The organism is Dyadobacter sp. SRI_021 (assembly GCF_057586235.1).
Window position 1 is genome coordinate 36188 of the sequence record NZ_JBYCZM010000008.1, and the last position, 24164, is coordinate 60351.

Consider the following 24164-nt stretch of genomic DNA (forward strand, 5'->3'; position numbering starts at 1 on the left):
ATCATATCATGGCTAACTACGCATTATTCAGACCGCAGACTGCGGATAGGGTTCATCATGGCCGCTTTGATGGCCTGGAAGCTTACTGTCAGCAAGGTAATCAGCAGCGTGCCGAGGCCGGTAAGTGCGAATATCCACCATGAGATCGTTGTGTGGTATTCGTATTTTTGCAACCACCCATTCAGGAAATAGTATGCGCCGGGTGTGGCAATCAGGAACGCGATGCATACCAGCATGACAAAATCGCGGGAAAGCAAGCCCCAGACATTGATCACTGTCGCGCCCAACACTTTCCGCACGCCGATTTCCTTGGTCCGCTGTTCGGCGATGAATGAAGCTACTCCAAACAGCCCCAGACAGCTGATCAGTACAGCCAGTATAGAAAAGAAGGTCGTCAGCTTGCCGATGCGGACCTCATCAAAGAATTTCCGGGCGTATGCAACGTCGTTGAATTCATATTCGAAAGGGGAGCCCGGATCGTATTTCTCAAAAACGGATTTGATTTTTTCGAGCGAAGCAGATGAGCCTATCGCAGGATTGAGCCGGATATTAATCACATTACCCTGGCCAGACGAAAGGCAGAAAAATTGGGGTCTGGCGGGAGCATAGGGCGAGTTCACGACGATGTCCCTGATCACCCCGATGATTTTATACGGTTTTTTGAACCAGGTCATCGGCTCGTCCACGGGGTGTTGCAGGCCCATGAATTTCACGGCTGTTTCGTTCACGACCAGCGCTACCGAGTCCGTCGCAAACTCGCGCGAGAAATCCCGGCCTTGCACAAATTGCCAGCCGACGGTTTTGCCGTAGTCATGCGAAACCTCGTCGAATGAGAAATCAACCGATTGCTCGGGGTCCTTGCCTTTCCATTCAAAACCGCTCGTAGATGACCAGGTTTCGGTAGTAGGACTGCCCGACTCGGCCATTTCCGCAATGGCGCCATCGCTTTTCAGTTCCTGACGAACTGCTTCAAAATGTTTGTGAATGTCGCCCGTGGCCATGAAAATGGAGAGCAGTCCGTCGCGGCTGTAACCCACCGGCCGGTTTTTGGCGTGCTGGATCTGCCGGAACACCACGGCAGTTCCGATGATGAGAATGATCGACACCGCGAACTGCACTACTACCAGCACTTTCCTCGGCACCGCTGCGAAGCGGCCCGCCCGGAAAGTTCCTTTCAGCACTTTCACAGGCTGGAAGGAAGACAGGTACAATGCTGGATAGCTGCCCGCAATAATGGCCGTAATGATGCTGAAACCAATGCCCGCCAGCCAGAATTCAGGCTGGGACCAGGGCATGGCGATTTTCTTGTCGGCGACCTCGTTGAAGAACGGCAGGCACAGTATTACCAGCACGATCGAAAGCACAAATGCACAGCCGACCACCAGAAATGATTCGGAAAAGAACTGCGTAATGAGCTGTTTGCGCACCGAACCGACGGCTTTGCGGATACCTACCTCCTTAGCACGTTTTTCGGAACGAGCCGTACTGAGGTTCATGAAATTGATGCAGGCGAGTAGCAATACGAATACGCCGATGGTGCCGAAGAGCCACACGAATTCGATGCGCCCGCCCACGCGATGACCTTCTTTGAACTCCGAGTAAAGGTGCCATTTGCTCATCGGGTTCAGGAACACATCGGGCTTGTATTTCAATTGCTCCTTATTGATATTTCTCTTTTTAATGTCTTTGATGCGTGCAGTAGCCTGGTCGATGTCAGCATTGTCGATCAGCTGTACGAAGGTATGGTAGGAATTGGGGCGCCACGGATCTTCCATGGTTTTGAGCCATGGATTGGCGATGATCATCAGTTGCCAGGGCATCAGGAACGAGACTTCGCGGAAAGTGGTATTATTAGGAAAATCTTCATACACACCTGTAACCTTTACATTAAGGTTGTTATCGACCTTTATTGTTTTGTCGAGGGGGTCGGTATCACCAAAGTACGCCTTCGCGACCGATTCGGAAAGCATGATGGAGTAGGGATCTTTCAGACCTGCCCTCGTGCCGTGGATCATCCGCAGGGTCAGCATCTCGGGTGCGTCGGGTTCGATATACGTTCCGTTTTTATTGAATTTCCGGTCGCCGACGGCCAGAATATGCTTGCTGTTCCAGGAAGCCATGACCACATATTTGAAATCTGCCCCGTAGTTGCGCCTGATTTCATCACCGATGGGGAAGGGGAGGGAAGTCTGCGTGCCGACCTGCCCGTTGAATGTCTGGTGCTGCCAGACCTGGGCAATGCGGTCGTGGTTTTCGAAATACCGGTCGAACGATAGCTCGTCGTAGATCCAGAGGCCTATCAGGATGGCTACGGCCATACCCATGGCCAGTCCGGAGATGTTAATGAAGCTGTAAGCCTTGTTTTTACCTAATGTTCGGAGCGAGATTTTGAGATAGTTTCTGATCATGGCGGGACTGAAAATATAAGTGGGGGAATAGGTGCGGGGTTTGCGTTTCATGAAATACGGGCGTATGTAGCGCAGGCAGGCGAGTAGGTATCGCAGGCGCGCCGTTCGGGCGCCTCCCTGGCTCGCGTACAGCGCATATACCTCGTGCAGGTCGCCCAGGATATCTTCCAGGAAATGCGGCGCGATAACGATCGTCAGCAGCCGGTCGACCCAGCGGGGTGGGCTGCAGTGTTTTGGGACCTTTTCCATATCATGAAAAGCTGAGTTTGGGTTGCAGCTTCTCTGCCGGAATGGCTTGCCATAGCTGCCGGCGGATCTCGTTGATTTCCTGCAAAGCGCGGTTACCGTAATTAGTAATGCTGAAAAAACGCTTCCGCCGACCGCCGCGCTCGGCTGTGGCACCGCCCATTTCAGAAGTAAGGAAGCCTTTTTCTTCCAGACGGTATAAAGTTGCATGTATCGCGCTCAGCGAAACCGACCGGCCTGTGTATTCCTGGACGCGTTCCCAGATGGTGACGCCGTACGCTTCTTCGGTGCAGCCAGCCACTACCAGCAGGACGATTTCTTCAAATTCTCCAAGAAAAGTTCTTTTCATAACCCGCGCAGCTTATTAGTTATAATAATGCAAAACAAATACTTTGCCAGCGCTCAAAAATGGCTTTTTAGGCTATTGCGCCGGGTTTCAACCCGGCCACCCTTGTCCGATACCGGACAGCAATGTTCGGAAATAAAAATTTTTTCGTAAATCCTGTAACGTTTCCGGAAGCCGGTCGTCTATGCCATTGAATATGGATTTACAAGCCTTCAACCAACGCATTCTTCCCGTTCAGGGTCGCCTGTTCCGACTGGCGCAGATGTTTCTTCGCAACCGCGAGGAGGCAGAGGATGCCATTCAGGACGTGTTCCTGAGGCTTTGGACGAACCGGCAGCAGCTGGAAAGTTACCAGAGCGTGGAGGCGCTGGCGGTGCAGATGACGAAAAACCTCTGTCTGGATCGGCTGAAATCGCATCATAAACAGAAAACGAGCAACGAAACGGATATGGTAGCCATGCAGGCCGCGGACGTATCGCCTTATCGGCAAGTCGAGAACAGCGACAGCGCTGGCCTGATGCACCGCCTCATCGGCGAGCTGCCCGAGCAACAGAAACTGGTACTGCACCTCCGCGACGTGGAGGAGTATACTTTGGAGGAGATCGAGGAGGTAACCGGGCTGAGCAATGCGAATATCCGTACGATCCTTTCGCGGGCAAGGCAGAAGTTGCGTGAGAATTATTTAAAAGCGGAGAATTATGGCACTGGATATTGAAAAGTTATTAGAAAAATATTACGACGGTGAAACGTCGCTGGAAGAGGAACGTGCCTTGAAGCAGTTTTTTCAGCATGGCGAGGTGCCGGAGCATTTGCAGAGCCATGCGGTGCAATTCGGCTATTTTGCGAATGCACGCAAGGAGCAGCCTTCGCTGACTTTCCATCATGAGCTGGCGCTGATGCTCGATCCGCCCAGGCAGGGGCCAATGCGGCGGCTGGGAAGCTGGCTGATCCGCATTGCGGCGGGACTGACGTTGCTGATCGTCGGTTTTGGAGCAGGCTGGATGTTTCAGTCGAAGTCGGAGAAGGGGGCGCTGGCTGTTCTCGGAGGGCAGGAAGCTACGGAAGTGGCCGAAATGAAAAAAGTTCTCGCATTCGAACAAATGAACAATACGTCGGCGAGCGAACGTATTCAGGCGGTGAACCATAGCTATGAAATCACCGATGCCGACCGCGACATTACGCAGCTGCTGATTAACACGCTCAATTTCGATCCGAATGTGAATGTACGGCTGGCGGCCTGCCAGGCATTGACGCACTTTGCCGATGAAGCGGAGGTAAAGGACGCGCTGATCCAGTCGCTGGCAATCCAGACGGACCCTAACATCCAGATTTCGCTCATCGAAACGTTGGTGGCGATCAAGGAAAAACGGGCGGTGGATCAGTTTCAGCAACTTGCGCGGAACCAGGAGGTACTCGACGTGGTACGGTTGAAAGCAACCGAAGGCATGAACCGTCTCAACACTGACGTCTGACAATGCCTTTTACCAGGGAATAAATTCCCTGGCCGGATATGGGCCGGGCCTCTGGCCCTCTGTGCAAAAGCGATATTTTAACCAGGGGTTTTCAACCCCTGGACCAAACAAGCAAATAAATCCTAATAATAAACAACCATGAAAAAAGTACTGTTAATCAGTGCGGGCTTCCTTTGGAGCCTCGGCATTGCGTGTGCCCAAACGCCCGAATACAAGACCAAACTAGCCAATTCGAAGGATAAAAAAGTCGTGTTCGAACTTTCGGCCAGCACGGTGAAGATCGAAGGGTATAATGGCGACGAGGTCATTATCCAGGCATCGTCCGGCTTCGAGGCGCCGCCCGATCGCGCGAAAGGACTGAAACCGTTGTATTATACGGCCGTCGATAACTCTGGTATAGGCTTATCGGTAACTCCCGACGCTTCGGGACTGAAAATCGAGAAAGCGACGCGCAAGTCGATCAAGTACACGATCAAACTGCCCCGGCAGGTAGCGGTGAAGTTCGTGGAAACCAACTGGCAGGGAGGATCAGGCTTGTCGATCTCGAATATGGACGGCGACCTGGAAATTAAAACGAACAACACCAACATTATCCTCAATAATATTACCGGGCCTGTGGTAGCCAATACCACCAGCGGCGAGGTAACGGCGACCTTCTCGACACTCGCGCAAGGTAAGCCGACGGCCATTTCATCAATCAGCGGGGATGTGGACATTACTTTGCCCGCGACGGCAAAATCGAACCTGAAATTGCGGTCGATCAATGGCGAAATGTACACGGATTTCGATCTCGGCGTGAAAAGTACCAAAGATGGCATGTCGAAAGTCGGCGGTATGGCCAACGTCGACGGCGCGATCAACGGCGGAGGCGTAGAAATGACCCTCAACACCATTAGCAGCAACATTTATATCCGCAAGCAGAAATAACACCTAAACCTGCATCTGTTACCATGAAAAAGATTTTGTTATCAGCCATTCTGGGCGTGGTATGCGCGTCCGCATTTGCCCAGAAAATCATCGATAAAAGCCTGCCGTACCAATCAGGCAAGACAGTAAACCTCAATTTGCGCTTCGGTGACAGTATTCGCGTGCGCTACTGGGATAAGCAGGAAGTTTCGGTGCACATGTCCGTCAAAATCAATCAGAACAAACTGAATGACGCATTTCGGGTCACCGACATGACTACTGCCGACGAAATTGTCCTGAAAACCGACATCGACAAGGAAAAGATAAAGGAAGGCAAAGGCGAGGATTGCCCGGGAGAGAAAAGCACGTGGAGCAGCGACGATGGCAAGAACCGCTATTACGTTTGCAGCGAGATCAACTATCAGGTAACCCTGCCGCGCGAGGCCAAGCTGAAACTCGAAACCATCAACGGGAACATCGATATTCAGGGAGCTACTGCGGCCGTGGCCGCCAAAACGATCAGTGGATTCGTGGATATGAGCTGGCCGAAATCCAAAGGTGCTAATGTAGCGGTGAAAACTGTTACGGGCGAAGTGTACTCAGATCTGGATATTGATTTCGGAAACAAAAAAGAGAAAAACCCGATCGTAGGCTATTTGCTCGAAGGGAAATTCAAGGGTGGCGGGCCGGATGTGAAGCTGGAATCGATCAGTAATAATGTGTACCTGCGCAAGAAGGACTAATCAGGAGTGTTTTGCAGTAAAGGGGCGTCGCCGGATTCAGGTGGCGTCTTTTTTTTTTGTGGTCAGGTGTTGTCAAGAGTAGTCAGGTTTTGTCAGGAGTGGTCAGGCGTTGTCATGTTTAGTCCGTGTGGTCAGGTTTTGTCATGTGTGGTCATGTTTAGTCTCGCGCTGTCATTTTGTGTTCGATATATTATTTCAACTATTTTATAAAAATCATAATTATACTAATCTATTTGATGAAATGACGAAATTAATGGTGTATCAAATTTTGAAACCTTGAAATTTTAATGATTATGTGCCTAAATTAGGGAAACGATATTTGGCGGTATAAAAGACAACCTCAACGATGGACGCGTTCGACGAAACTGTTTTGCTGAAAGACCTCGCTTCGGGAGACAGCAAGGCTTTCGACGCGGTGTATCGTCATTATAAGGGGGAAATCAGCCGTTATGTTTTCAAATTTGTCAAATCCACCGAGCATACCGAAGACTTGTGTCAGGAGATTTTCCTGAAAGTGTGGGAAAAGCGGGAGACGCTCGCCAATCTGCAATCATTCAGAGCCTATATTTTTACGGTTTCCAAAAACCGTGTCCTTGATTTCCTGCGCCACGCGGCTACCGAGCGATCGGTGCGGGAGGAGGTGATCCGAGCATCGCTGCAACATGCCAGCGATGTGGAAGAGGCATTGCAATCGGAAGAATATCAGCATTATCTGCAAAAAATACTTCATCAGCTTTCCCCGCGCGACCAGGAGGTGTTCCGCCTTTGCCGGGAAATGGAGCATTCCTACGACGAAGCCGCCGAAGTACTGGGTGTGTCACGCAATGCGATCAAAAAACACATGGTCAAAGCCATCAAATTCATTAAATATTCCGCGCACAAGAGCTTTGGGTTGTCGTTCAACTCGCTGGTAATTTGCGTTATGGTGGTTTGGTGAACGTTGGTATGGTCATGTATAGTCAGGTGTGGTCATGTTTAGTCATGAGTGGCGAAATGGTGCGAAGGTTCCCTTCGTGACTCTTTATTCGCAGGCCTCTGGCCGATTGATATCGCATGGTTGCCCTTGCCGTATGGGCCGGCCGGAGGCCTGCGAATAGTGTGTGCAAATCAAGAGATTTACACGAAACGGGCAACAAATGACAGCACCTGACCAAAATGACAAAAAATTTTTGACCGAGGGGGTACCCTAGAACCCGTATCGCCCGTCTTCACTATAAATAGCCGGAAAAATGGAGGACAAGAGATTCCTGGAAGAACTCGTCAAACGTTACGTTGCCAATGCGTTGAGCAGGGACGAACTGGATATTTTCTTCCGTTTGCTGGCCGAAGGCCAACTCGACGAACCGCTTGACAGGCAACTTGACGAGAAGGCCGCACCGGAACCGGAAATTACCAGGCCATTGCGAGAAGGACCATGGATAATTGTTTCCCGGACATTCCGTGTCGCGGCATCGGTATTGCTGGTACTCACGCTGTCGTTCTTTGTTTGGAAACATAATGCCTTTCAGCTCTTTGGAAATACGATTTCAGTAGCTACTGGCAAAGGCGAGCGCAAGGAAATAAAGCTGCCGGATGGCTCGACGGTCTGGCTCAACGAATCGAGCAAAATGAAATATCCCCGGCATTTCGCGGAACACCAGCGGAAGGTGGTGCTGCTCGACGGCGAAGCATACTTTGATATCAAACGGGATGAGTCGAAGCCCTTCTTTGTGGCGGCTTCCGGTACCACGACCCGCGTTTTGGGGACAGCATTCAATATCCGGTCCTACCATTTTCTGAAAAGTATATTGGTTACCGTTACTCGTGGGAAAGTGGAGGTGGAACGGGCGGGCGGCACGGCCGGGCCGGAACGGAAGCTATTGCTGCCGAATGAGCAGGTGTCTTACGATGTGACGACCCGTGAGATCAAAAAAGTGAATGTAAACAGCGCCAATGCGGTGGCTTGGAAGGAAGGCAGGCTACTGTTCGATAATGAGAGCTTTGCCAACGTGATCGCCATTTTGGAAAATAAATTCGATGTAAAGATCCAGGCAGAGGAATCGATACGGGAATACCACATGTCTGCCGAATTTGCCTCAACCGACTCCCTCCCTCACATACTCGATCTACTATCGCTTGCCAACAATCTGGAATACCGCCTGGAAGACAATCAGATAACACTCAGCAAAAAAAGAAGACCCATTTGAACCCCGCGCCTATGGAATGAACGATTGCCCTTCAATGCAAAAAATCCGGCAAGCCTGAGCCTGCCGGACCGAGTGATAGTGAAAATCAGAACGTAACGCCAATCACTGACTGATCTTGCTATCCGGAAGCTGGAATTAATGTTTTACGATTAACCCCAACTCATTCAAAGGTATGAAAAATTGTACCAGAAGTTTACTGTCCATACACAAATGGACACGCCTGACCACGTTCTTCTTACTTTTCGCGCTGCTGATAGGATTTCCCTCCGTCGGGGCGGGAGTGGATGCCAGGCAGAGTCTTCAGGAAGTGACGATCGACCTTACGCTCCGCGACCGGAGCCTTAAAGAGGCGTTCAATCTGATCAAGAAAAAAACCGGTTTCAAATTTGTGTACAATGAAGAGCTCGTGGCACCGTACCGCGTCAATATTGCGGTGAGCCACAAGCCGGTGGACGAGGTGCTCGACGAACTGCTCGGCCCGACACGCCTCGATTATCGGGAGCAAAGAGGCACGGTGGTGATTGTGGAAAAAGAAGCGAAGACAACCGGCCAGATTCAGAAAACGGAAATCCTGCTGGCGTCGCTCGTTCGCCCTGCCGATCGCGAGATAGCAGGCGTGGTGACCGACAACGACAATGGCGAGGCATTACCGGGGGTGGCGGTGCTTGTGAAAGGCACTTCCACGGGCACGATTACCGACATGAACGGCAAGTACCTCATCAAGGTGTCGGACTCCGGCGCGCCGGTGCTTGTGTTCTCGTACGTGGGGTACGTGGCACAGGAAGTGGCCGTAGGAGGGCAGTCGGCGATCGATATCAAGCTGGCGAGCAGCACAAAGCAGTTGAATGAACTGATGGTCGTGGGGTACGGCACGCAATCGAAGGAGGAATTTACAGGATCCGCGGCGCGGGTTTCCGGGGATAAATTGAAGGATATGCCGGTGCAAAGTTTCGACCAGGGGCTGGCCGGCCGGGCTACCGGTGTGAGCATCGGCCAGCCGAACGGCGTGCTGAATAACCCGCCGGTAATCCGTATCCGCGGGATCAACTCCATTTCGCTTAGCTCTTTTCCGCTGGTCGTGGTGGATGGTATCCCTATTAATACCGGCGACGTTTCGGCCAACTCTACCGTGGCTAACAACCCGCTGGGTGATATTAATCCTGCGGACATCGAGTCGATTGACGTGCTGAAAGATGCCGCCTCGACATCCATTTACGGGTCGCGTGCGGCGGCGGGCGTGCTCCTGATCACGACCAAAAGCGGTAAAACCGGCAAGGCAAAAGTGACTTACGAAGGCTGGACAGGTATGACCAAAGCGACCCGCTTGCCCACGATGCTGAATGCGCAGCAGTTTATGGATATTAAAAATGAAGGCGTGATGAATGCCAAAATCCTCGGCGGCAATGCGAATAACGATGCCGTGGCGTCGGCGCTGTTCTTTCCGATCATTCAGGAGGACGGCTCCATCGTGAATACCAATTGGTACGACAAAGTATATCAGACCGGCGTTTCGCAAAACCACAGCATCAGTGTTTCCGGCGGTTCGGAATCGACGAAATATTACTTTTCCACGAATTACAGCAACCAGAAAGGTATTCTGAAAACCAACCAGTTTACGCGGAAAGCGGCCCGCTTCAATATCGATCACAAGCTGAACTCCTGGTTATCGTTTTCAGGGAATATCAACTACAATACCAGCCTGAATGCCTCGCCCAATACCGGGTCGCTGAGCGGTAATGCGTTTGGATTGGTGGGATCTGCCCGCCTCGCCTGGCTTTCGGCGCCGAACGTGTACGCCGTGAATCCCGATGGCTCTTACAACCTCAGTTCGTCCAATACGCTGGGTATGGGAAATAACAAGGTAGCGAGCAACTTTTACAACCCGGTTCCTTTGCTGGATTTGAATAAATATACCTCTGAAAACGATCGCATTATTGCCAATTTTGGGACTACCGTCAAGATTTTCAAAGGCTTGCAGTATAAAATGAGCTATGCGATGGATCGCTTGAAAGTCGAGAATGTGAGCTTCAACAGCCCCGTGCACGGCCCGGGAAACTCGTCCAACGGCAGCGCTACCAATAGCAGCAGGTTGATCAGCAACTGGAACTGGACCAATACATTAAACTACCAGACCACCATTGCCACTAATCACAACATTTCCCTGCTGGCCGGTTATGATGTGCAGAAATTCGGAACATCGAGTTGGGGGGCGACCCGGACCCAGCTTTCAGATCCGTTCTTCGACGAGTTCCAGGGCAGCTACGGGCAAATCTCGCCGGCTGCGAACGTGCTGACGGAGAGTGCATTGGTTTCGGTGTTCTCCCGGTTTACCTATGATTTTAGCAAGAAATACTTCTTCACCCTCAATTACCGCCGCGACGGCAATTCTGCGCTCGGAAGCGGTAAGAAATACGGAAATTTCGGCGGCGTATCGGCCGGATGGAGCATTTCGGAGGAGGATTTTTACAAACATTCCAAGCTGGCCGACATCATGAGCAGCGTGAAACTCCGCGCAAGCTGGGGGCGCGTGGGTAACTCGGGCGTAAGCGCGTACGGCTCGCTCGCATTGTATGAATCAAACCTGTATGCCGCCGTACCTACCTGGAATTTCAGTCAGGGTGGTAACCCCGATCTGGGCTGGGAGACGAGCAACCAGACCAACGTGGGAGCCGACGTGAGCTTCCTGAACGACCGCATTACCCTCGAAGCTACTTACTACGCCAACAGCGTCAACGGGTTGATCCTCAATGTGCCGCAGTCGCCTTCCAAAGGTATTCCGGGCGATGCCATATTCATGAATATTGGTGCGATGTACAATCATGGTATCGAGCTGGGCGTGAATGCCAACCTTATCCGTAAAGGCAAGCTGAGCTGGAATGCGAGTCTCAATTTTACCCATAATAAAAACAAGGTCACCGAGCTGTACGGGCAGGGAACCGAACTGGTGGGAACCACTTCCACGGCCGCGGAGGCGACCAATATCACGCGCGTCGGCTATTCGGTAGGCAGCTTGTATGGGGCGAAAACGGATGGGGTGAACCCCGAAAACGGCCAGCGCATCTTCATCAACAAAGCGGGCGAACGTGTGCAGTACAGCCACGTGGTACCTGCGGGAGGCAGCCGCTGGACTTATCTGGACGGCACTCCCGCTCCTGCAATCGCGGTGGACGACTACTACCTGCTCGGCAATGCGCTGCCGACGTATTACGGCGGTTTTATCAATAATGTCAAATATGGGCAATGGGACCTGGGCGTGAATTTCACGTATTCGGGGGGCAACCTGGTGATGAACGGTACCAAGGCTACCTGGCGCGACCAGCGCTTCTGGAACAACACCACGGAGGTGCTCGACCGGTGGACTACACCGGGGCAGGTAACCAAGATACCGCGCGTCGTATATGGCGATCTGCTTTCGAACGGCTCGTCGTGGCCCATCTCTGAGAATGCTGAAAAGGGCGATTTCCTGCGGTTGCAGTCGGTTTCGCTAGGGTACCGCGTGCCGGGGCCGGTTCTGAGCAAGCTGGGGTTGAGTTCGGTGCGGTTGTATGCACAGGTTTTCAATGCATTCATTCTCACGAAATACACCGGTACCGATCCCGAGATTTCGGTCAATGGTAATTCCAACACGACCCCTGGTGTGGAGAAGAATTCCATTCCGCAAGGCCGCACATTCACATTTGGTTTAAACCTCGGTTTCTGATTATGAAAAAGATATTTAAAAACACTCCTATGTTGCCTGTGAATAACCTGGTGTTCCGGGTGGCCTGCATGGCATTGCCGCTGACACCGCTCATGACCTCGTGTGATGAAAAGGAACTGCTGAACCCGGTGCCTAACATTGCTTTGCAGGATGCTTACATTTTCGATACGCCGGCCCGTGTGCTGGGGCAGGTGAATGGCTTGTATGGTGCGATGAAAAACGGCAGCTTGTATGGCGGGCGCTATCTCATGCTGGCGGATATCCGCGGCGAGGAGTTTATCAACCGAACCCAGAACGTGTTTACCGGCTACGACGCGTGGAGCCACACCGTTACCTCCGGTTCGAACGACGCTTCTTCCGCTTGGGGCACTTCCTACACGGCCATTAACTCGGCCAACCTGCTGATCGATGGCTTGCCGCTGCACCCCGATGTGGTGGACGCTGCTACTGCCACCCAGTACCTCGCCGAGGCCAGGTTTGTGCGGGCATTCTGCTATTTTGGATTGATCACCCGCTATGCACAGCCGTATGTGAAAGACAAAGGCGCCTCGCCGGGGATTCCTTTGCGGCTGAAAGGCGAGAGTACCCCTGCCAATAACGACCTGGCGCGGAGCACGGTAGCCGAAGTGTATGCACAAATCCTGAAAGACCTGGAAGAGGCGGAAGCGGGGTTGCCTGCCAGCTACTCAACGGCCCTGTTGAATACCACCCGCGCCCATAAAAACACGGCCATTGCCTTGAAAACAAGGGTGTATCTGACCATGGGTGATTATGCCAAAACAATCACCGAAGCGAAGAAAATCGTGTCAGATGCAGCGCCATTCGTGGCTCCTTCGGGCGTGAAACACCAGCTGCAATCGAACATTACCACGGTGTTTTTTACGGATTACACGACTACGGAATCGATTTTCTCAATGCCTATGACGGCTCTGAACCTCGTGAGTGGCCAGAATTCGCTGGCCTACGAGTACAATCTCAATTTGGAATACAACCTGAATCCGACCGGCATCCTGGGCGAACCAACCTGGCCAAATACCGATGTCCGGAAAACCGCATTCACACGTGTTGCAGGTGGATTGACCTATTTGAAAAAATACAATCAGACCAACCCGACGATCGATTACGTGCCCTTGCTCCGCTATTCGGAAGTATTGCTGAATTACGCCGAGGCGCTTGCCAAAACCGGCGACTTCGCCAAGTCGGTGGAGTTGCTGAAAGCAGTCCGTACGCGCTCGGATGCTGCCTACGCATTTCCTGCTGCCGACATTGCCACGGCCGATGCGTTGGTGAAAACGATATGGCTCGAACGCCGTATCGAGTTTCTCGGAGAAGGCCTGCGTTCCAATGACCTGCTGCGCAACCTGCTTACGATCCCGGCCAAAGGCAGCGGCGGACTTTCGGCACCGTCCATTGCTCCTTCCCAGCCCGAGTACATTTTCCCGATCCCGAATGCGGAATTATCAACGAATAAACTAATCTAGTGCTGTCCTTCGACTCCGCTCAGGACGACAATGCTTTAAGTCATGCTGAGCGCAGTCGAAGCACGGTACCTAAACCGAAGATCCCATGAAAACACTCAAGTACATACTCAATTCGGTAGCAGCTTTTACCTTGCTACCCGGGCTCGCGAGCGCTCAGGCAAAACTTACCGCCGCCAAAATCGACGCGCTCAAAACTGAACTCGCCAAAGACATCGACGGCCGGAAAAAGTTCACCCAGGAGATGGTGGACATGATTTTCAGCTTCGGCGAGCTGGGTTTTCAGGAGGTGGAAACTTCTAAATACCTGACGGATATTCTTCAAAAGAATGGATTTACAATCGAGCAGGGCATTTCGGGTATTCCGACTGCCTGGACGGCCAAATGGGGATCGGGGAAACCGGTGATCGCTGTCGGCAGCGATATCGATTGTATCCCCAAGGCGTCACAGAAACCCGGCGTGGCCTATCACGACCCGATCATTGAAGGAGCACCCGGCCATGGCGAGGGGCATAACTCCGGTCAGCCGCTGAACGTGACAGCTGTATTGGCATTGCAAAAGATCATGGAACGTGAGAAAATCCCCGGTACCATTATGCTCTGGCCGGGCGTGGCCGAGGAACAGTTGGCTACCAAGGCGTATTTTGTCCGTGACGGTTATTTCAAAGATGTCGATGCATGCATTTTCACGCACGTGAGCAGCAACTTGGGCACCTCATATGGCGATGGCGGCGGCAATGGCATGATCTCGGTCCGCTTCGATTTCGAAGGGCAGGCCTCACACGCAGGCGGCGCACCCTGGCGCGGGAAAAGCGCATTGGATGCCGTGGAACTCATGAATATCGGCTGGAACTACCACCGCGAACACATGGAAACCACCCAGCGATCGCACTATGTGATCACCGACGGCGGCGACCAACCCAATGTGGTGCCTTCCAAGGCATCGGTATGGTACTATTTCCGCGAGCGGAGCTATCCGAAAATCACGCAGATGTACAAGGACGGTATCCGCATTGCCGAGGCGGCGGCGAAAATGACCGAAACCAAAATGACCTACGAAGTGCTCGGAAGCGCATGGCCGGGGCATATGAACCAGCCCATTGCCGAGGCGATGTATGAGAATATCAAAAGCGTAGGCTTGCCGCAATGGAGCGAAGAGGACCAGAAACTCGCCCGTGCATTACAAAAAGAAGTGGGAAGTCCTGCTGTCGGTTTCGGCGGCGAGCGGGCGAACGATGGTTTGAGTACTTCGCTCAGCCAGTTGAGAAAACCGATGGCAACAGCGTCGTCGGGCGGGGGAGGATCGGATGATATCGCCGATATTTCCTGGAATTTGCCGACAATTGTCCTCGGGTATCCGGCCAACATTCCGGGATTACCCGGTCATCACTGGGCCAATGCTATTGCCATGGCCACACCCATCGCGCACAAGGGGGTTACCGCAGGCGCCAAAGCCGAGGCTATGACATTGCTCGACCTTTTTGTAAAGCCTGAAATCCTGACCAATGCATGGAAGTATTTCAATGAGGTACAAACCAAGGACACCAAGTACACGGCCCTGATTTCCAAAACCGACAAGCCGGCTGTTCATCTGAATAAGAAGATCATGGAGGAGTTCCGGCCGGAAATGAAGAAGTATTATTACGATCCTGCCAAATATCCGACCTACCTCGAACAGTTGGGTATTAAGTATCCTACTGTCCGCGCTGTGGCGCCAGGCGAGGAAAAGAGTTCAGGTTCAGGTAAATAGGTCAATATTTAAACGGTTTTAAAGATGCTTTTAAAAACAAATGGTTTGTTCCGGAGAATGCGGCATTGGGGAATAGGCTGTGCGGCAGGTACGATGCTGGCTTTGCCGTTGAAAACAACGGCGCAAGTGAAAATGAGCCCCGCCAAAATCGACGCGCTGAAAACAGAAATGGCCAAAGAGATCGACAGCCAGGCGAAGTTCACGCAGGAAATGGTGGACATGGTGTTCAGCTTCGGCGAGCTGGGCTTTCAGGAGATCGAGACTTCGAGATACCTGACGGATATTTTGAAGAAAAATGGCTTTACCATCGAGCAGGGCATCGCCGGTATCCCAACCGCCTGGACGGCCAAATGGGGCTCCGGAAAGCCGCTTATTGCTGTCGGTAGCGATATTGATTGTATTCCCAAAGCTTCCCAGAAGCCCGGTGTCGCTTACCACGACCCGATCATCGAAGGTGCGCCGGGCCACGGCGAGGGGCACAACTCGGGCCAGCCGCTGAATATTACCGCTGTGCTGGCATTGAAAAAAATCATGGAACGGGAGAAGATACCCGGTACGATTATGCTCTGGCCGGGCGTGGCCGAGGAGCAGCTGGGAACCAAGGCCTATTACGTCCGCGATGGTTTTTTCAAGGGCGTGGATGCCTGCATTTTCACACACGTAGCCAATAATCTCTCGGTTTCGTATGGCGACGGCGGCAATAACGGAATGGTATCGGTGCAGTTCAACTTCGAAGGCCAGGCTTCTCACGCGGGCGCGGCGCCCTGGCGCGGAAAGAGCGCGCTCGATGCCGTGGAACTGATGAATATCGGTTGGAATTTCCACCGCGAGCATATGGAAACCACCCAGCGGTCACATTACGTGATCAAGGACGGCGGCGACCAGCCGAATGTGGTGCCCTCCAAAGCGTCGGTATGGTATTATTTCCGCGAACGCACTTACCCGAAGATCACGCAGATGTTTAAGGATGGGATCCGGATTGCGGAGGGCGCGGCGCAAATGACCGAGACCAAAATGACCTACGAGGTACTGGGCAGCGCCTGGCCGGGGCATTTCAACCAGGCCATTGCCGAAACGATGTATGAGAACATCAAGCGCGTGGGCTTGCCGAAATGGTCGGAAGATGACCAGATACTCGCGAGGGCGGCCCAGAAGGAAATGCAAAACCCGGAAGGCGGCGCGCTCGAAACCAATGGGCTGGCGACCACATTGAGCCAGCTTTCCAAGCCATCGGCGACGCCTAACAGCGGCGGCGGCGGCTCAGACGACATCGCCGACATTTCCTGGAACCTGCCGACGGTGGTATTGCGCTATCCAGCCAATATCCCCGGCCTGCCGGGCCACCACTGGGCGAATTCGATTGCCATGGCGACGCCCATTGCACACAAGGGAGTTACCGCCGGTGCCAAAGTGGAGGCCATGACCTTGCTGGATCTGCTCGTGAAACCCGAAGTGCTGCGCTATGCCTGGGATTATTTCAATAATGTCCAGACCAAAGACGTCAAATACAAAGCCCTCATTTCCGACACCGACAAACCGGCGATCCACCTGAACGAAAAGATTATGTCCGAATTCCGTCCGGAAATGAAGAAGTACTATTATGATCCGGCGAAGTACCCGACGTATCTTGAACAACTGGGGATTAAATATCCCACCGTACGGGAGAGCGCGGGGGCTGGGAAGTAGGTCAGGTGTTGTCAGGTGTTGTAATTCCCTGGCCTCCTTAGAATTTCCCGGAGCAGACAGCGCGAGACAATAAATGACCACACCTGACAAACCCTGACCACACCTGACTAAACTTACCCATGCTGCGAACATCCCTTTTGACGAAAACCTTTCCCAATGGCACTTCGCTACACTTCCCCGACTGGAAAGTCGGACGTGGTGAGCAATGGCTGCTACTCGGAGAATCGGGCAGCGGGAAAACAACGCTGTTGCATATGCTCGGCGGATTGTTACGACCTTCATCGGGGCGAGTAGTAGTGAATGGAGCTGATTTGTATACCCTTCCCGCACGTGCCCTCGACCGCTTCCGCGGGCAACATATCGGCATCGTTTTCCAGCAGCCGCATTTGATCCGCAGCATGACGGTGGAGGAGAATTTGCTTCTCGCCCAAAGTTTTGCGGGAATCGGAAGAGACGTTTTCAGGATCAGGGAGGTGCTCCATGCATTGGAAATGGAGCACAAGCGACATGCCTATCCGCAGGAGCTTAGCCAGGGGCAGGCGCAGCGCGCAGGCATTGCGAGGGCGCTCGTGAACCGGCCGGCATTGCTGTTGGCGGATGAACCCACGAGTAGCCTCGACAACCGGAACGCCGACGCCGTGGTCCGCCTGCTGTCGGATCTGGCCACATCGCAAGGCTCCACGCTCATTATTTCCACGCACGACGATCGGGTGAAAGAGTCTTTTTTCAAGGATTTTGTATTTGAACTCCGCCATGAACGCATTTCAGATCAGTTGGAAAAATCTTAAAGCCAACCCGCTGACGCTCGCGTTGAATCTGCTGCTGATCGCATTTGGTACGGGTATGCTGGCGATGCTCTTGCTGGGAATGAACCAGGTAGGAGAGCGGCTGCGTAATAATGCCCGGGGCGTGGATCTCGTAGCAGGGGCGAAGGGCAGTCCGTTACAGCTGATACTGAGCAGTATTTATTTTATTGATTTTCCCACCGGCAATATCAGCGAGGAAAACGCGCATTCGTTGGCCGTGCATCCGATGGTGAAAAAGGCAGTACCACTTGCATTGGGCGATAACTACGCGGGTTTTCGCATTGTCGGGACTGATACGGGCTATGTGAGCCTCTATGGACTGCAACTGGCAGCGGGGCGTTTCTGGGCGAAACCATTTGAAATTGTAATCGGAGCGGATGTAGCGCATGCACAGGGACTGAAAGCCGGCGACCGCATTTACGGTTCGCACGGGTTGACATCGGAGGAGGATCTGCACGACGATCATTCTTACGTGATTACCGGGGTATTGAAAAAGAGAGGAAATGTAGCGGACAATCTGGTGCTTACCAGTCTCGAAAGCATCTGGGAAATGCACGGTAAGGACGGAACACGCGAAATCACGTCGATGCTTCTGCAATACCGGTCAAGGATGGCGATGGTGACATTACCGGCGACGATCAACCGTTCAACGGCCATGCAGGCAGCCTCTCCGGCCAAGGAAAGTGCGCGGCTGTTTGCATTGATTGGCGTGGGTGTGGATGCGGTACGCTGGTTCGCCGTGGCATTGATGCTGCTGGCGGGTGTGAGCGTTTTTGTGAGCCTATACAACTCCCTGCGCGAGCGCGTGTATGATCTGGCAGTCATGCGGGTCATGGGCGCGTCGCGAGAGGTGATTTTTACCATGATTATACTGGAAGGGACGCTGCTGACGACCCTTGGCTCGCTTGTAGGGATATTACTGGGCCACGGTGCATTGCATGCGATTGGCTATTGGCAAGGGTCGCCGCAGGCGCGGATGGATGGCCTCACGTTCTTGCCGGAAGAAGGCTGGCTGTTTGCTATGGGCCTGCTCATTGGGTTGGTGGCTGCATTGTTGCCGGCCATCCAAGCCTACCGGACCGATATTTCTGAAACCATGTCGAAAATTTAAAATGATGTTTACCCAAAAATGGCTTTTGCTGATTTTACTGCTGGCGGGCTATGCCGGTATGGCCCAGCCACCGACGCATATTCCGCTGATGAACGATACCTGGAAGCTTATCGCGCAACGTACCTACAAGAAGAACGCCGATTTTAAGATGGTCCCTGCGTTTCCGGCCCGGCTGGAAGCGTTGCAGAACAAGGCTGTCGAACTGCCCGGCTACATGATCCCGATCAATGCCGACCTGAACCATAAGGAGTTTATGCTCGCGGTGGTACCGATGGACCAATGCCCCTATTGCGGCCAGGGGGATATTCCTTCAATGGTGGAGGTCAAAATGGTGAAAGAACTCGGCTATACCGACAAGCCGGTGAAGATCAGGGGTAAGCTGATGCTGAACAAAACGGGCGATTACCGGTCGGAAGTGTTCCTGCTTCAAGCGGAGCAGGTGAAATAGTATTTAAATCATTCATCCATAACCCGATTCCTATGAAGTTGAGATTCTATGCATTGGCTGTTTTACTGGCAGCCGGAACCCTCAGTTTTGCGCAAAATCAGGGCGGAACAGGTCAGCGAACGGCTGCCACCATTGCTTCCGCCACGCAGGGCATGAAGAAGTACGAGGGCTTTTTCAATTTTTATTATGATGAAAAAACAGGGAAGGTGCTGCTCGAAGTGGATAAGCTCGACAAAGAGTTTCTCTATTTTGCCTCGCTTTCCGAGGGGGTAGGAAATGGTGGCCCCGAACGCGGGCAGGCGTCTTCGGCGCTGGCTAAATTCATCAAAGTGGGCCCGAAGGTCCTGCTCGTGGAACCCGTAACCAACTACCGGGCCATTACGCAGAACGCCGACGAGCAAAAAGCGGTGAATAATGCATTTGCCAAATCGGTGATTTGGGGCTTTGCGCCGGTAGCGATGGAAGGCGAGAAAGTACTTGTGGACCTTACGCCGTTCATTATCCGCGACAGCCAGAACATCGCGGCACGCCTGGGCGTACGTCGCGTGAGCGGGCCCGTGAGCGTTCCGCAGCCGAGCAGCGGCGGAGGCGGTACCTACCGGCTCGACGAATCCCGCTCGGTGGTATACCTCGACAACACCAAAAACTTCCCCAAGAACACCGAATTCGAAGCGATGATCACGTTCACGGGCGGCTCGCCGAATGTGAACCGTTTTGGAGGCGGTGGCAGCAGTCTGGCGCCCGATCCCGGGGCGGTGACGATCAATATGCACCAGTCCTTTGTGGAGCTGCCCGATGGTAATTATAAACCCCGGCGTTTTGATCCGCGCTCTGCATTCGGGATGTTCAGCTACATGGATTTCTCGGCGCCGATGACCGAGCCGATTGTCAAACGCTTCATCCGCCGGCACCGTTTGGAAAAGAAAAACCCCGGTAACGCGCCGAGCGAGGCGGTCGAACCCATTGTGTATTACATCGATCGCGGTGCGCCGGAGCCGGTGAAAACCGCATTGATCGAAGGTGGGGCTTACTGGAACGAGGCGTTCGAAGCGGCCGGTTTCAAGAATGCATTTCAGGTGAAGGAATTGCCGGCGGGTGCCGATCCGATGGATATCCGGTATAATGTAGTGAACTGGATCAACCGCACCGGCTCGCCGCGCGGGTTTTCGTCCGGTGCCTCGTATATCGACCCCCGGACGGGTGAAATCATCAAAGGTGTGGTGACGCTCGGGTCGGATCGCCATCGTCAGGACTATCTCATCGCCGAAGGCCTTTTGCAACCCTACGAAGATGGGAAGAAAACGACCAATGCCATGCAGGAGCTTGCCCTGGCGCGCGTAAGGCAGCTTTCGGCCCACGAAATAGGGCATACGCTCGGTTTTAACCATAATTTTGCCGCTAGTCCGAAAGACCGGGGCTCGGTGATGGACTACCCATTCCCGAGATTTTCCCTCAAAGCGGACGGCACTGTCGATATCTCGGATTCTTACGCAAAAGGTATCGGTGCCTGGGACAAGCGCGCCGTGATGTGGGGGTACACCGAGTTCTCCAAGGGCGCTGACGAAGAGGCAGGACTCGAAAAAATCATGCAGGAAACACTGAGACAAGGCTTTTTGTACATCCCGGATATCGGCGGTAATGCCCACCCGACCTCGCATCAGTGGGACGACGGCGCCAACCCGATCGACCAGATGGCGAACATCATGAAGGTCCGCAGAAAGGTTCTGGATAACTTCTCTGAAAAGGCGATTCAGAAAGGGGAGCCAATGGCGACCATCGAAGAAGTGCTTGTGCCAATCTATCTCCTGCACCGTTATCAGATCGAAGCCGTGGCAAAGTCGGTAGGCGGGTTGTATTTTACCCACGCCGTGAAAAACGATGGCCAGGTGACAACGAGGATGGTAGAGCCCGGGGAGCAATGGCGCGCATTGGAGTCGCTGCTGGGCACGATTACGCCGGAAGCCCTGGCACTGCCGGAGGCGCTGATCAGCAAAATCCCACCGCGCCCGAGCGGCTATCCGGCCAGCCTTGAGACGTTCACCGGCCACACGGGCCCGACATTCGATCCCATTGCAGCTGCCGAAACCGCCGCCGGTACCACGCTTTCGTACCTGCTCAATCCCGAGCGCGCCGCGCGCCTGATCGAGTACAATGCACGCGACGCGAAGCAACCCGGACTCATGCCGGTGATCGACAGGCTATTTGAAAAAAGCTGGAAATCGTCCCCGCTGGATGGCTACAAGGGCGAATTGCAAACACTGGTCAATAATCTTTCACTGAAATACCTGCTCATGCTCGCCGCGGATTCAAAAGCCCCCGAAAATGTGCGTGGCGAGGCATTGCTGAAAGTGGGGGAACTGAGCGACTGGCTGAAAGGACAACTCGCTGGCGCCGCCCCCAAGCGGAAGGCCAATATGCTGTTCGCATTGGCGCAGATCGACGAGTTTGGCAAGAACCCGATCAAGTTCGAACCAGGCTCCGTGCTGGACATGCCGCCGGGCGCGCCGATTATGGGACATATGGATTTCATGGGTTGCTCGCAGACGCATTCCGGGGATCTTCTGGAGTGAAAAATTGGTAGTCGGGCAATGCTGGTTGTATTGCCCGACTGACCACCTTTTTGAATCTTCAGCGACCCTTCCGGACCACTTTCCGACGGCCAAATTGGCGTGCCTTAACTCAGCTACAAGCCGGTATCGTAAATGCTATAAGTTTTTGGTAGCGGGCCTTGGGTAGGGCTTTGTAGTAAAAATTTAGTGGCCACTGAAGGGATTTGATAGTCCCCTTTCGTCCCCCCACCGAGGGCTTGTTACACCCTAGAATTCAGCGTTCTCACCCCAAAACCCCAAACAGAATAGAGGGAAAGGATTATGTTTGCACAGTGATACGAAAATCGCGCACTTGATTGAGTATCAGAATAGTTCTTTATTTGTAAAACACAAAATCCTCTTATGAAGACGCAAAGTAAATATTTGGAAGAGATCAACAGGCTTCTGGCTGATTATCTTCTCGAAATCGAAAATTCAGATTTGAAACCTCTGTCAGCCCAGGTCTATCAGGTACAATCTAAAAATTTTGTAAGATGGATTAACGGGGAGTTTACACCGGGTGAAGTGAAGAAATCCAAAAAGCAAACGCAGGACAAACCGGGTAAGTAAAGCCAGGTACACGCACTCACAAATCGTTATTTACCACGTTCCTCTTTTCGTCATCATTCAGGCCATTGGCCAGCCAGAATACCCCATTAAAACATTGATAAACAAAACACCTTCTCGGCAGGACCGGAAGGTGTAAGTTATACTCAACGTTTATTAACGTACTTCATACGTTCGAGTCCCAAGGGCCTGCATACAATTCCGCAGCCAGTCATTTGCAGGATTTTACAAATGTAGCATCAGCCTTAAATAGCCATTGTAGATTGCTATTGTTTTACTTGTGGCAATTTCTCTACATTATCTGTTGCGTATTTTAGGTAGATTTGGATCTTATCGCATCGTCCGACCCCGAAGACGAACGGCGGTTTAGAAAACGTGAATACATGATCCGATCGATTCTGGAATGGCCTGTCCGAAAACAGTTAGAAGCTGAAACGAGTATCCTTAACCGGGCGCGCATCAAAGTACTTTCTTACGCACTTAATCTGAAAATTGTTACCACCACGCTGCTGCTGATTTTCTACCAGTTAGAGCATTACCGTTTGCAGGCGATACGGGCCGCCGTTTTGCTGGGTATTGTGGTGATCTATTATATCGCAGTGGCGAATGGCTTTCAATGGCGCAAAGCCGCACACGCTGCTATGCTGATCTTCATGGTCATTATATGGACTAACTTGTATTACTTTCAGAAAGGGTTCGACCTGGTGACGCTGCAATACCTTGTCGTGGTCACTGTGGCTGCCTTCTATGGTCTCGGCAACCGCTGGGGCGTTATTTATTCGACAATGGCCGTGATACCGTTCATTGCGTATGTGTTATTGGGGCATCATTTTGGGGAATATATCTCCTGGGGGCCGCAGGGCTCGGGAAGGATCACGATTGTGATACAGCTGTTGCAGAATTTTACACTGATCGTACTAATCAACTACTTCTTTTTCAGTTCATTCTACGATACGATCAGCGACCTTGACGCCAAGACGGTCGAGCTGCGGTCAAGCCTCGAATACCTCGAAGATTCCCGCATGAAGCTTGAAAGGGAATATTCCCATCAGAAGCATCTTATTGCGAGTATATCCCACGATATCAAAAGCCCGCTGCGCTTTCTGATGACAACCACCGGTCGCCTGGCCCGCAATCACCCCGATTTGGCGACCGTGCGGGCGATCAGCCAGTCGAGCTACCGATTGTATCATTTCATGAAAAACCTGCTGGAATACACGGAGTTCCGTTATAAAAATACCAACGTGCATTTTACGTATCTCGATATGAATGAAATGGTTGAACAGAAGTTCGCCATTTTTATGCAGGATGCGGAGGTGAACGCCAACCGGTTTGTGAACGGGGTTACGCCGGGTGTGATCATCAAAAACAACGCGCAGTTGGTGAGCATTATCCTGCACAATCTGATCGACAATGCGAACAAAGCAACCAATGGCGGCACGATCAGCGTTACTTATCAGGATTTCCGGGAAGAATTGCACCTGATTGTGAATGATACCGGGCCGGGTATGGAAAGCACAGTGCGCGACTGGATCAACAGCGAAGCCAAGCAGCTTCCTGCTAACGAAAACGCATCCCAGAACTTCGGAATGGGGCTACTGATCGTCAAAGAAATCAGTACCCTCATTCGCGCCCGTCTGGAGGTGAAGCCTAACCGGCCCATCGGGACTTCTGTTCACATTATTTTTTCGAAATAATTTAAGTGTAGTCGATTTTCTACATA

18 protein-coding genes are annotated in these 24164 nt (G+C 52.6%); 16 read left to right on the top strand and 2 right to left on the bottom strand.

The genetic code is table 11. From position 1 onward, the window contains the following. Positions 1–23: 23 nt before the first annotated feature. A complete protein-coding gene (locus tag AC2YIT_RS23275; RefSeq protein ID WP_487280751.1) occupies positions 24–2657 on the bottom strand; it encodes an ABC transporter permease in 2634 nt (877 codons plus the stop codon). Between the two features lies 1 nt (position 2658). Then, complete coding sequence (locus tag AC2YIT_RS23280) at positions 2659–3003, bottom strand: PadR family transcriptional regulator (protein ID WP_487280752.1); 345 nt, start codon at positions 3001–3003, stop codon at positions 2659–2661. Between the two features lie 193 nt (positions 3004–3196). Here AC2YIT_RS23280 and AC2YIT_RS23285 point away from each other — a divergent pair, with 193 nt between their 5' ends. The 16 genes from AC2YIT_RS23285 (at position 3197) to AC2YIT_RS23360 (ending at position 24138) form a co-directional block, all read left to right on the top strand. After that, positions 3197–3715 (top strand): RNA polymerase sigma factor, encoded by a 519-nt coding sequence (locus AC2YIT_RS23285; RefSeq protein ID WP_309990810.1) that lies wholly within the window; start codon positions 3197–3199, stop codon positions 3713–3715. After that, positions 3699–4472, top strand: coding sequence for a HEAT repeat domain-containing protein (locus AC2YIT_RS23290; RefSeq protein WP_487280753.1), 774 nt, complete (start codon positions 3699–3701; stop codon positions 4470–4472). The genes AC2YIT_RS23285 and AC2YIT_RS23290 overlap by 17 nt, the downstream gene beginning before the upstream one ends. A 138-nt stretch (positions 4473–4610) precedes the next feature. After that, positions 4611–5399 carry a DUF4097 family beta strand repeat-containing protein gene (locus AC2YIT_RS23295; RefSeq protein ID WP_430843586.1) on the top strand — a complete coding sequence of 263 codons (789 nt, stop codon included), beginning with the start codon at positions 4611–4613 and terminating at the stop codon, positions 5397–5399. 23 nt (positions 5400–5422) lie between these two features. Further along, positions 5423–6121 (top strand): DUF4097 family beta strand repeat-containing protein, encoded by a 699-nt coding sequence (locus tag AC2YIT_RS23300; RefSeq protein WP_487280754.1) that lies wholly within the window; start codon positions 5423–5425, stop codon positions 6119–6121. Positions 6122–6467: 346 nt separating this feature from the next. Beyond that, positions 6468–7058 (top strand): RNA polymerase sigma factor, encoded by a 591-nt coding sequence (locus tag AC2YIT_RS23305; protein ID WP_487280755.1) that lies wholly within the window; start codon positions 6468–6470, stop codon positions 7056–7058. Between the two features lie 292 nt (positions 7059–7350). Then, the gene (locus AC2YIT_RS23310) at positions 7351–8307 is read left to right on the top strand and encodes a FecR family protein (protein WP_487280756.1); all 957 of its coding nucleotides are present in this window, start codon (positions 7351–7353) and stop codon (positions 8305–8307) included. 172 nt (positions 8308–8479) lie between these two features. Then, entirely contained in the window at positions 8480–12007 is a 3528-nt protein-coding gene (locus AC2YIT_RS23315) for a SusC/RagA family TonB-linked outer membrane protein (protein ID WP_430843590.1), read from the top strand. A gap of 2 nt (positions 12008–12009) precedes the next feature. Beyond that, complete coding sequence (locus AC2YIT_RS23320; protein ID WP_487280757.1) at positions 12010–13488, top strand: RagB/SusD family nutrient uptake outer membrane protein; 1479 nt, start codon at positions 12010–12012, stop codon at positions 13486–13488. An 85-nt stretch (positions 13489–13573) separates the two neighbouring features. Then, complete coding sequence (locus AC2YIT_RS23325; protein WP_487280758.1) at positions 13574–15235, top strand: amidohydrolase; 1662 nt, start codon at positions 13574–13576, stop codon at positions 15233–15235. 93 nt (positions 15236–15328) lie between these two features. Further along, on the top strand, positions 15329–16921 hold the full coding sequence (locus AC2YIT_RS23330) for an amidohydrolase (RefSeq protein WP_487280880.1): 1593 nt from the start codon (positions 15329–15331) through the stop codon (positions 16919–16921). Between the two features lie 119 nt (positions 16922–17040). After that, complete coding sequence (locus tag AC2YIT_RS23335; RefSeq protein WP_487280759.1) at positions 17041–17709, top strand: ABC transporter ATP-binding protein; 669 nt, start codon at positions 17041–17043, stop codon at positions 17707–17709. After that, positions 17675–18838, top strand: coding sequence for an ABC transporter permease (locus AC2YIT_RS23340; protein WP_487280760.1), 1164 nt, complete (start codon positions 17675–17677; stop codon positions 18836–18838). The genes AC2YIT_RS23335 and AC2YIT_RS23340 overlap by 35 nt, the downstream gene beginning before the upstream one ends. Position 18839: 1 nt before the next feature. After that, positions 18840–19286, top strand: a complete 447-nt coding sequence (locus AC2YIT_RS23345) for a hypothetical protein (protein ID WP_430843595.1) — start codon at positions 18840–18842, stop codon at positions 19284–19286. Between the two features lie 32 nt (positions 19287–19318). Beyond that, positions 19319–21856, top strand: a complete 2538-nt coding sequence (locus AC2YIT_RS23350) for a zinc-dependent metalloprotease (protein WP_487280761.1) — start codon at positions 19319–19321, stop codon at positions 21854–21856. 381 nt (positions 21857–22237) lie between these two features. Further along, positions 22238–22444: a hypothetical protein gene (locus tag AC2YIT_RS23355; protein ID WP_430843597.1), complete on the top strand. Its 207-nt coding sequence runs from the start codon at positions 22238–22240 to the stop codon at positions 22442–22444. Between the two features lie 380 nt (positions 22445–22824). Beyond that, entirely contained in the window at positions 22825–24138 is a 1314-nt protein-coding gene (locus AC2YIT_RS23360) for a sensor histidine kinase (protein WP_430843598.1), read from the top strand. Positions 24139–24164: the final 26 nt, after the last annotated feature.

What these genes read in the sequence shown, in the direction of transcription:
- AC2YIT_RS23275 (WP_487280751.1), bottom strand. Translation starts at nt 2,657, where the DNA reads ATGGAAAAGGTCCCAAAACACTGCAGCCCACCCCGCTGGGTCGACCGG.
- AC2YIT_RS23280 (WP_487280752.1), bottom strand. Translation starts at nt 3,003, where the DNA reads ATGAAAAGAACTTTTCTTGGAGAATTTGAAGAAATCGTCCTGCTGGTA.
- AC2YIT_RS23285 (WP_309990810.1), top strand. Translation starts at nt 3,197, where the DNA reads ATGGATTTACAAGCCTTCAACCAACGCATTCTTCCCGTTCAGGGTCGC.
- AC2YIT_RS23290 (WP_487280753.1), top strand. Translation starts at nt 3,699, where the DNA reads ATGGCACTGGATATTGAAAAGTTATTAGAAAAATATTACGACGGTGAA.
- AC2YIT_RS23295 (WP_430843586.1), top strand. Translation starts at nt 4,611, where the DNA reads ATGAAAAAAGTACTGTTAATCAGTGCGGGCTTCCTTTGGAGCCTCGGC.
- AC2YIT_RS23300 (WP_487280754.1), top strand. Translation starts at nt 5,423, where the DNA reads ATGAAAAAGATTTTGTTATCAGCCATTCTGGGCGTGGTATGCGCGTCC.
- AC2YIT_RS23305 (WP_487280755.1), top strand. Translation starts at nt 6,468, where the DNA reads ATGGACGCGTTCGACGAAACTGTTTTGCTGAAAGACCTCGCTTCGGGA.
- AC2YIT_RS23310 (WP_487280756.1), top strand. Translation starts at nt 7,351, where the DNA reads ATGGAGGACAAGAGATTCCTGGAAGAACTCGTCAAACGTTACGTTGCC.
- AC2YIT_RS23315 (WP_430843590.1), top strand. Translation starts at nt 8,480, where the DNA reads ATGAAAAATTGTACCAGAAGTTTACTGTCCATACACAAATGGACACGC.
- AC2YIT_RS23320 (WP_487280757.1), top strand. Translation starts at nt 12,010, where the DNA reads ATGAAAAAGATATTTAAAAACACTCCTATGTTGCCTGTGAATAACCTG.
- AC2YIT_RS23325 (WP_487280758.1), top strand. Translation starts at nt 13,574, where the DNA reads ATGAAAACACTCAAGTACATACTCAATTCGGTAGCAGCTTTTACCTTG.
- AC2YIT_RS23330 (WP_487280880.1), top strand. Translation starts at nt 15,329, where the DNA reads ATGCTGGCTTTGCCGTTGAAAACAACGGCGCAAGTGAAAATGAGCCCC.
- AC2YIT_RS23335 (WP_487280759.1), top strand. Translation starts at nt 17,041, where the DNA reads ATGCTGCGAACATCCCTTTTGACGAAAACCTTTCCCAATGGCACTTCG.
- AC2YIT_RS23340 (WP_487280760.1), top strand. Translation starts at nt 17,675, where the DNA reads ATGAACGCATTTCAGATCAGTTGGAAAAATCTTAAAGCCAACCCGCTG.
- AC2YIT_RS23345 (WP_430843595.1), top strand. Translation starts at nt 18,840, where the DNA reads ATGATGTTTACCCAAAAATGGCTTTTGCTGATTTTACTGCTGGCGGGC.
- AC2YIT_RS23350 (WP_487280761.1), top strand. Translation starts at nt 19,319, where the DNA reads ATGAAGTTGAGATTCTATGCATTGGCTGTTTTACTGGCAGCCGGAACC.
- AC2YIT_RS23355 (WP_430843597.1), top strand. Translation starts at nt 22,238, where the DNA reads ATGAAGACGCAAAGTAAATATTTGGAAGAGATCAACAGGCTTCTGGCT.
- AC2YIT_RS23360 (WP_430843598.1), top strand. Translation starts at nt 22,825, where the DNA reads ATGATCCGATCGATTCTGGAATGGCCTGTCCGAAAACAGTTAGAAGCT.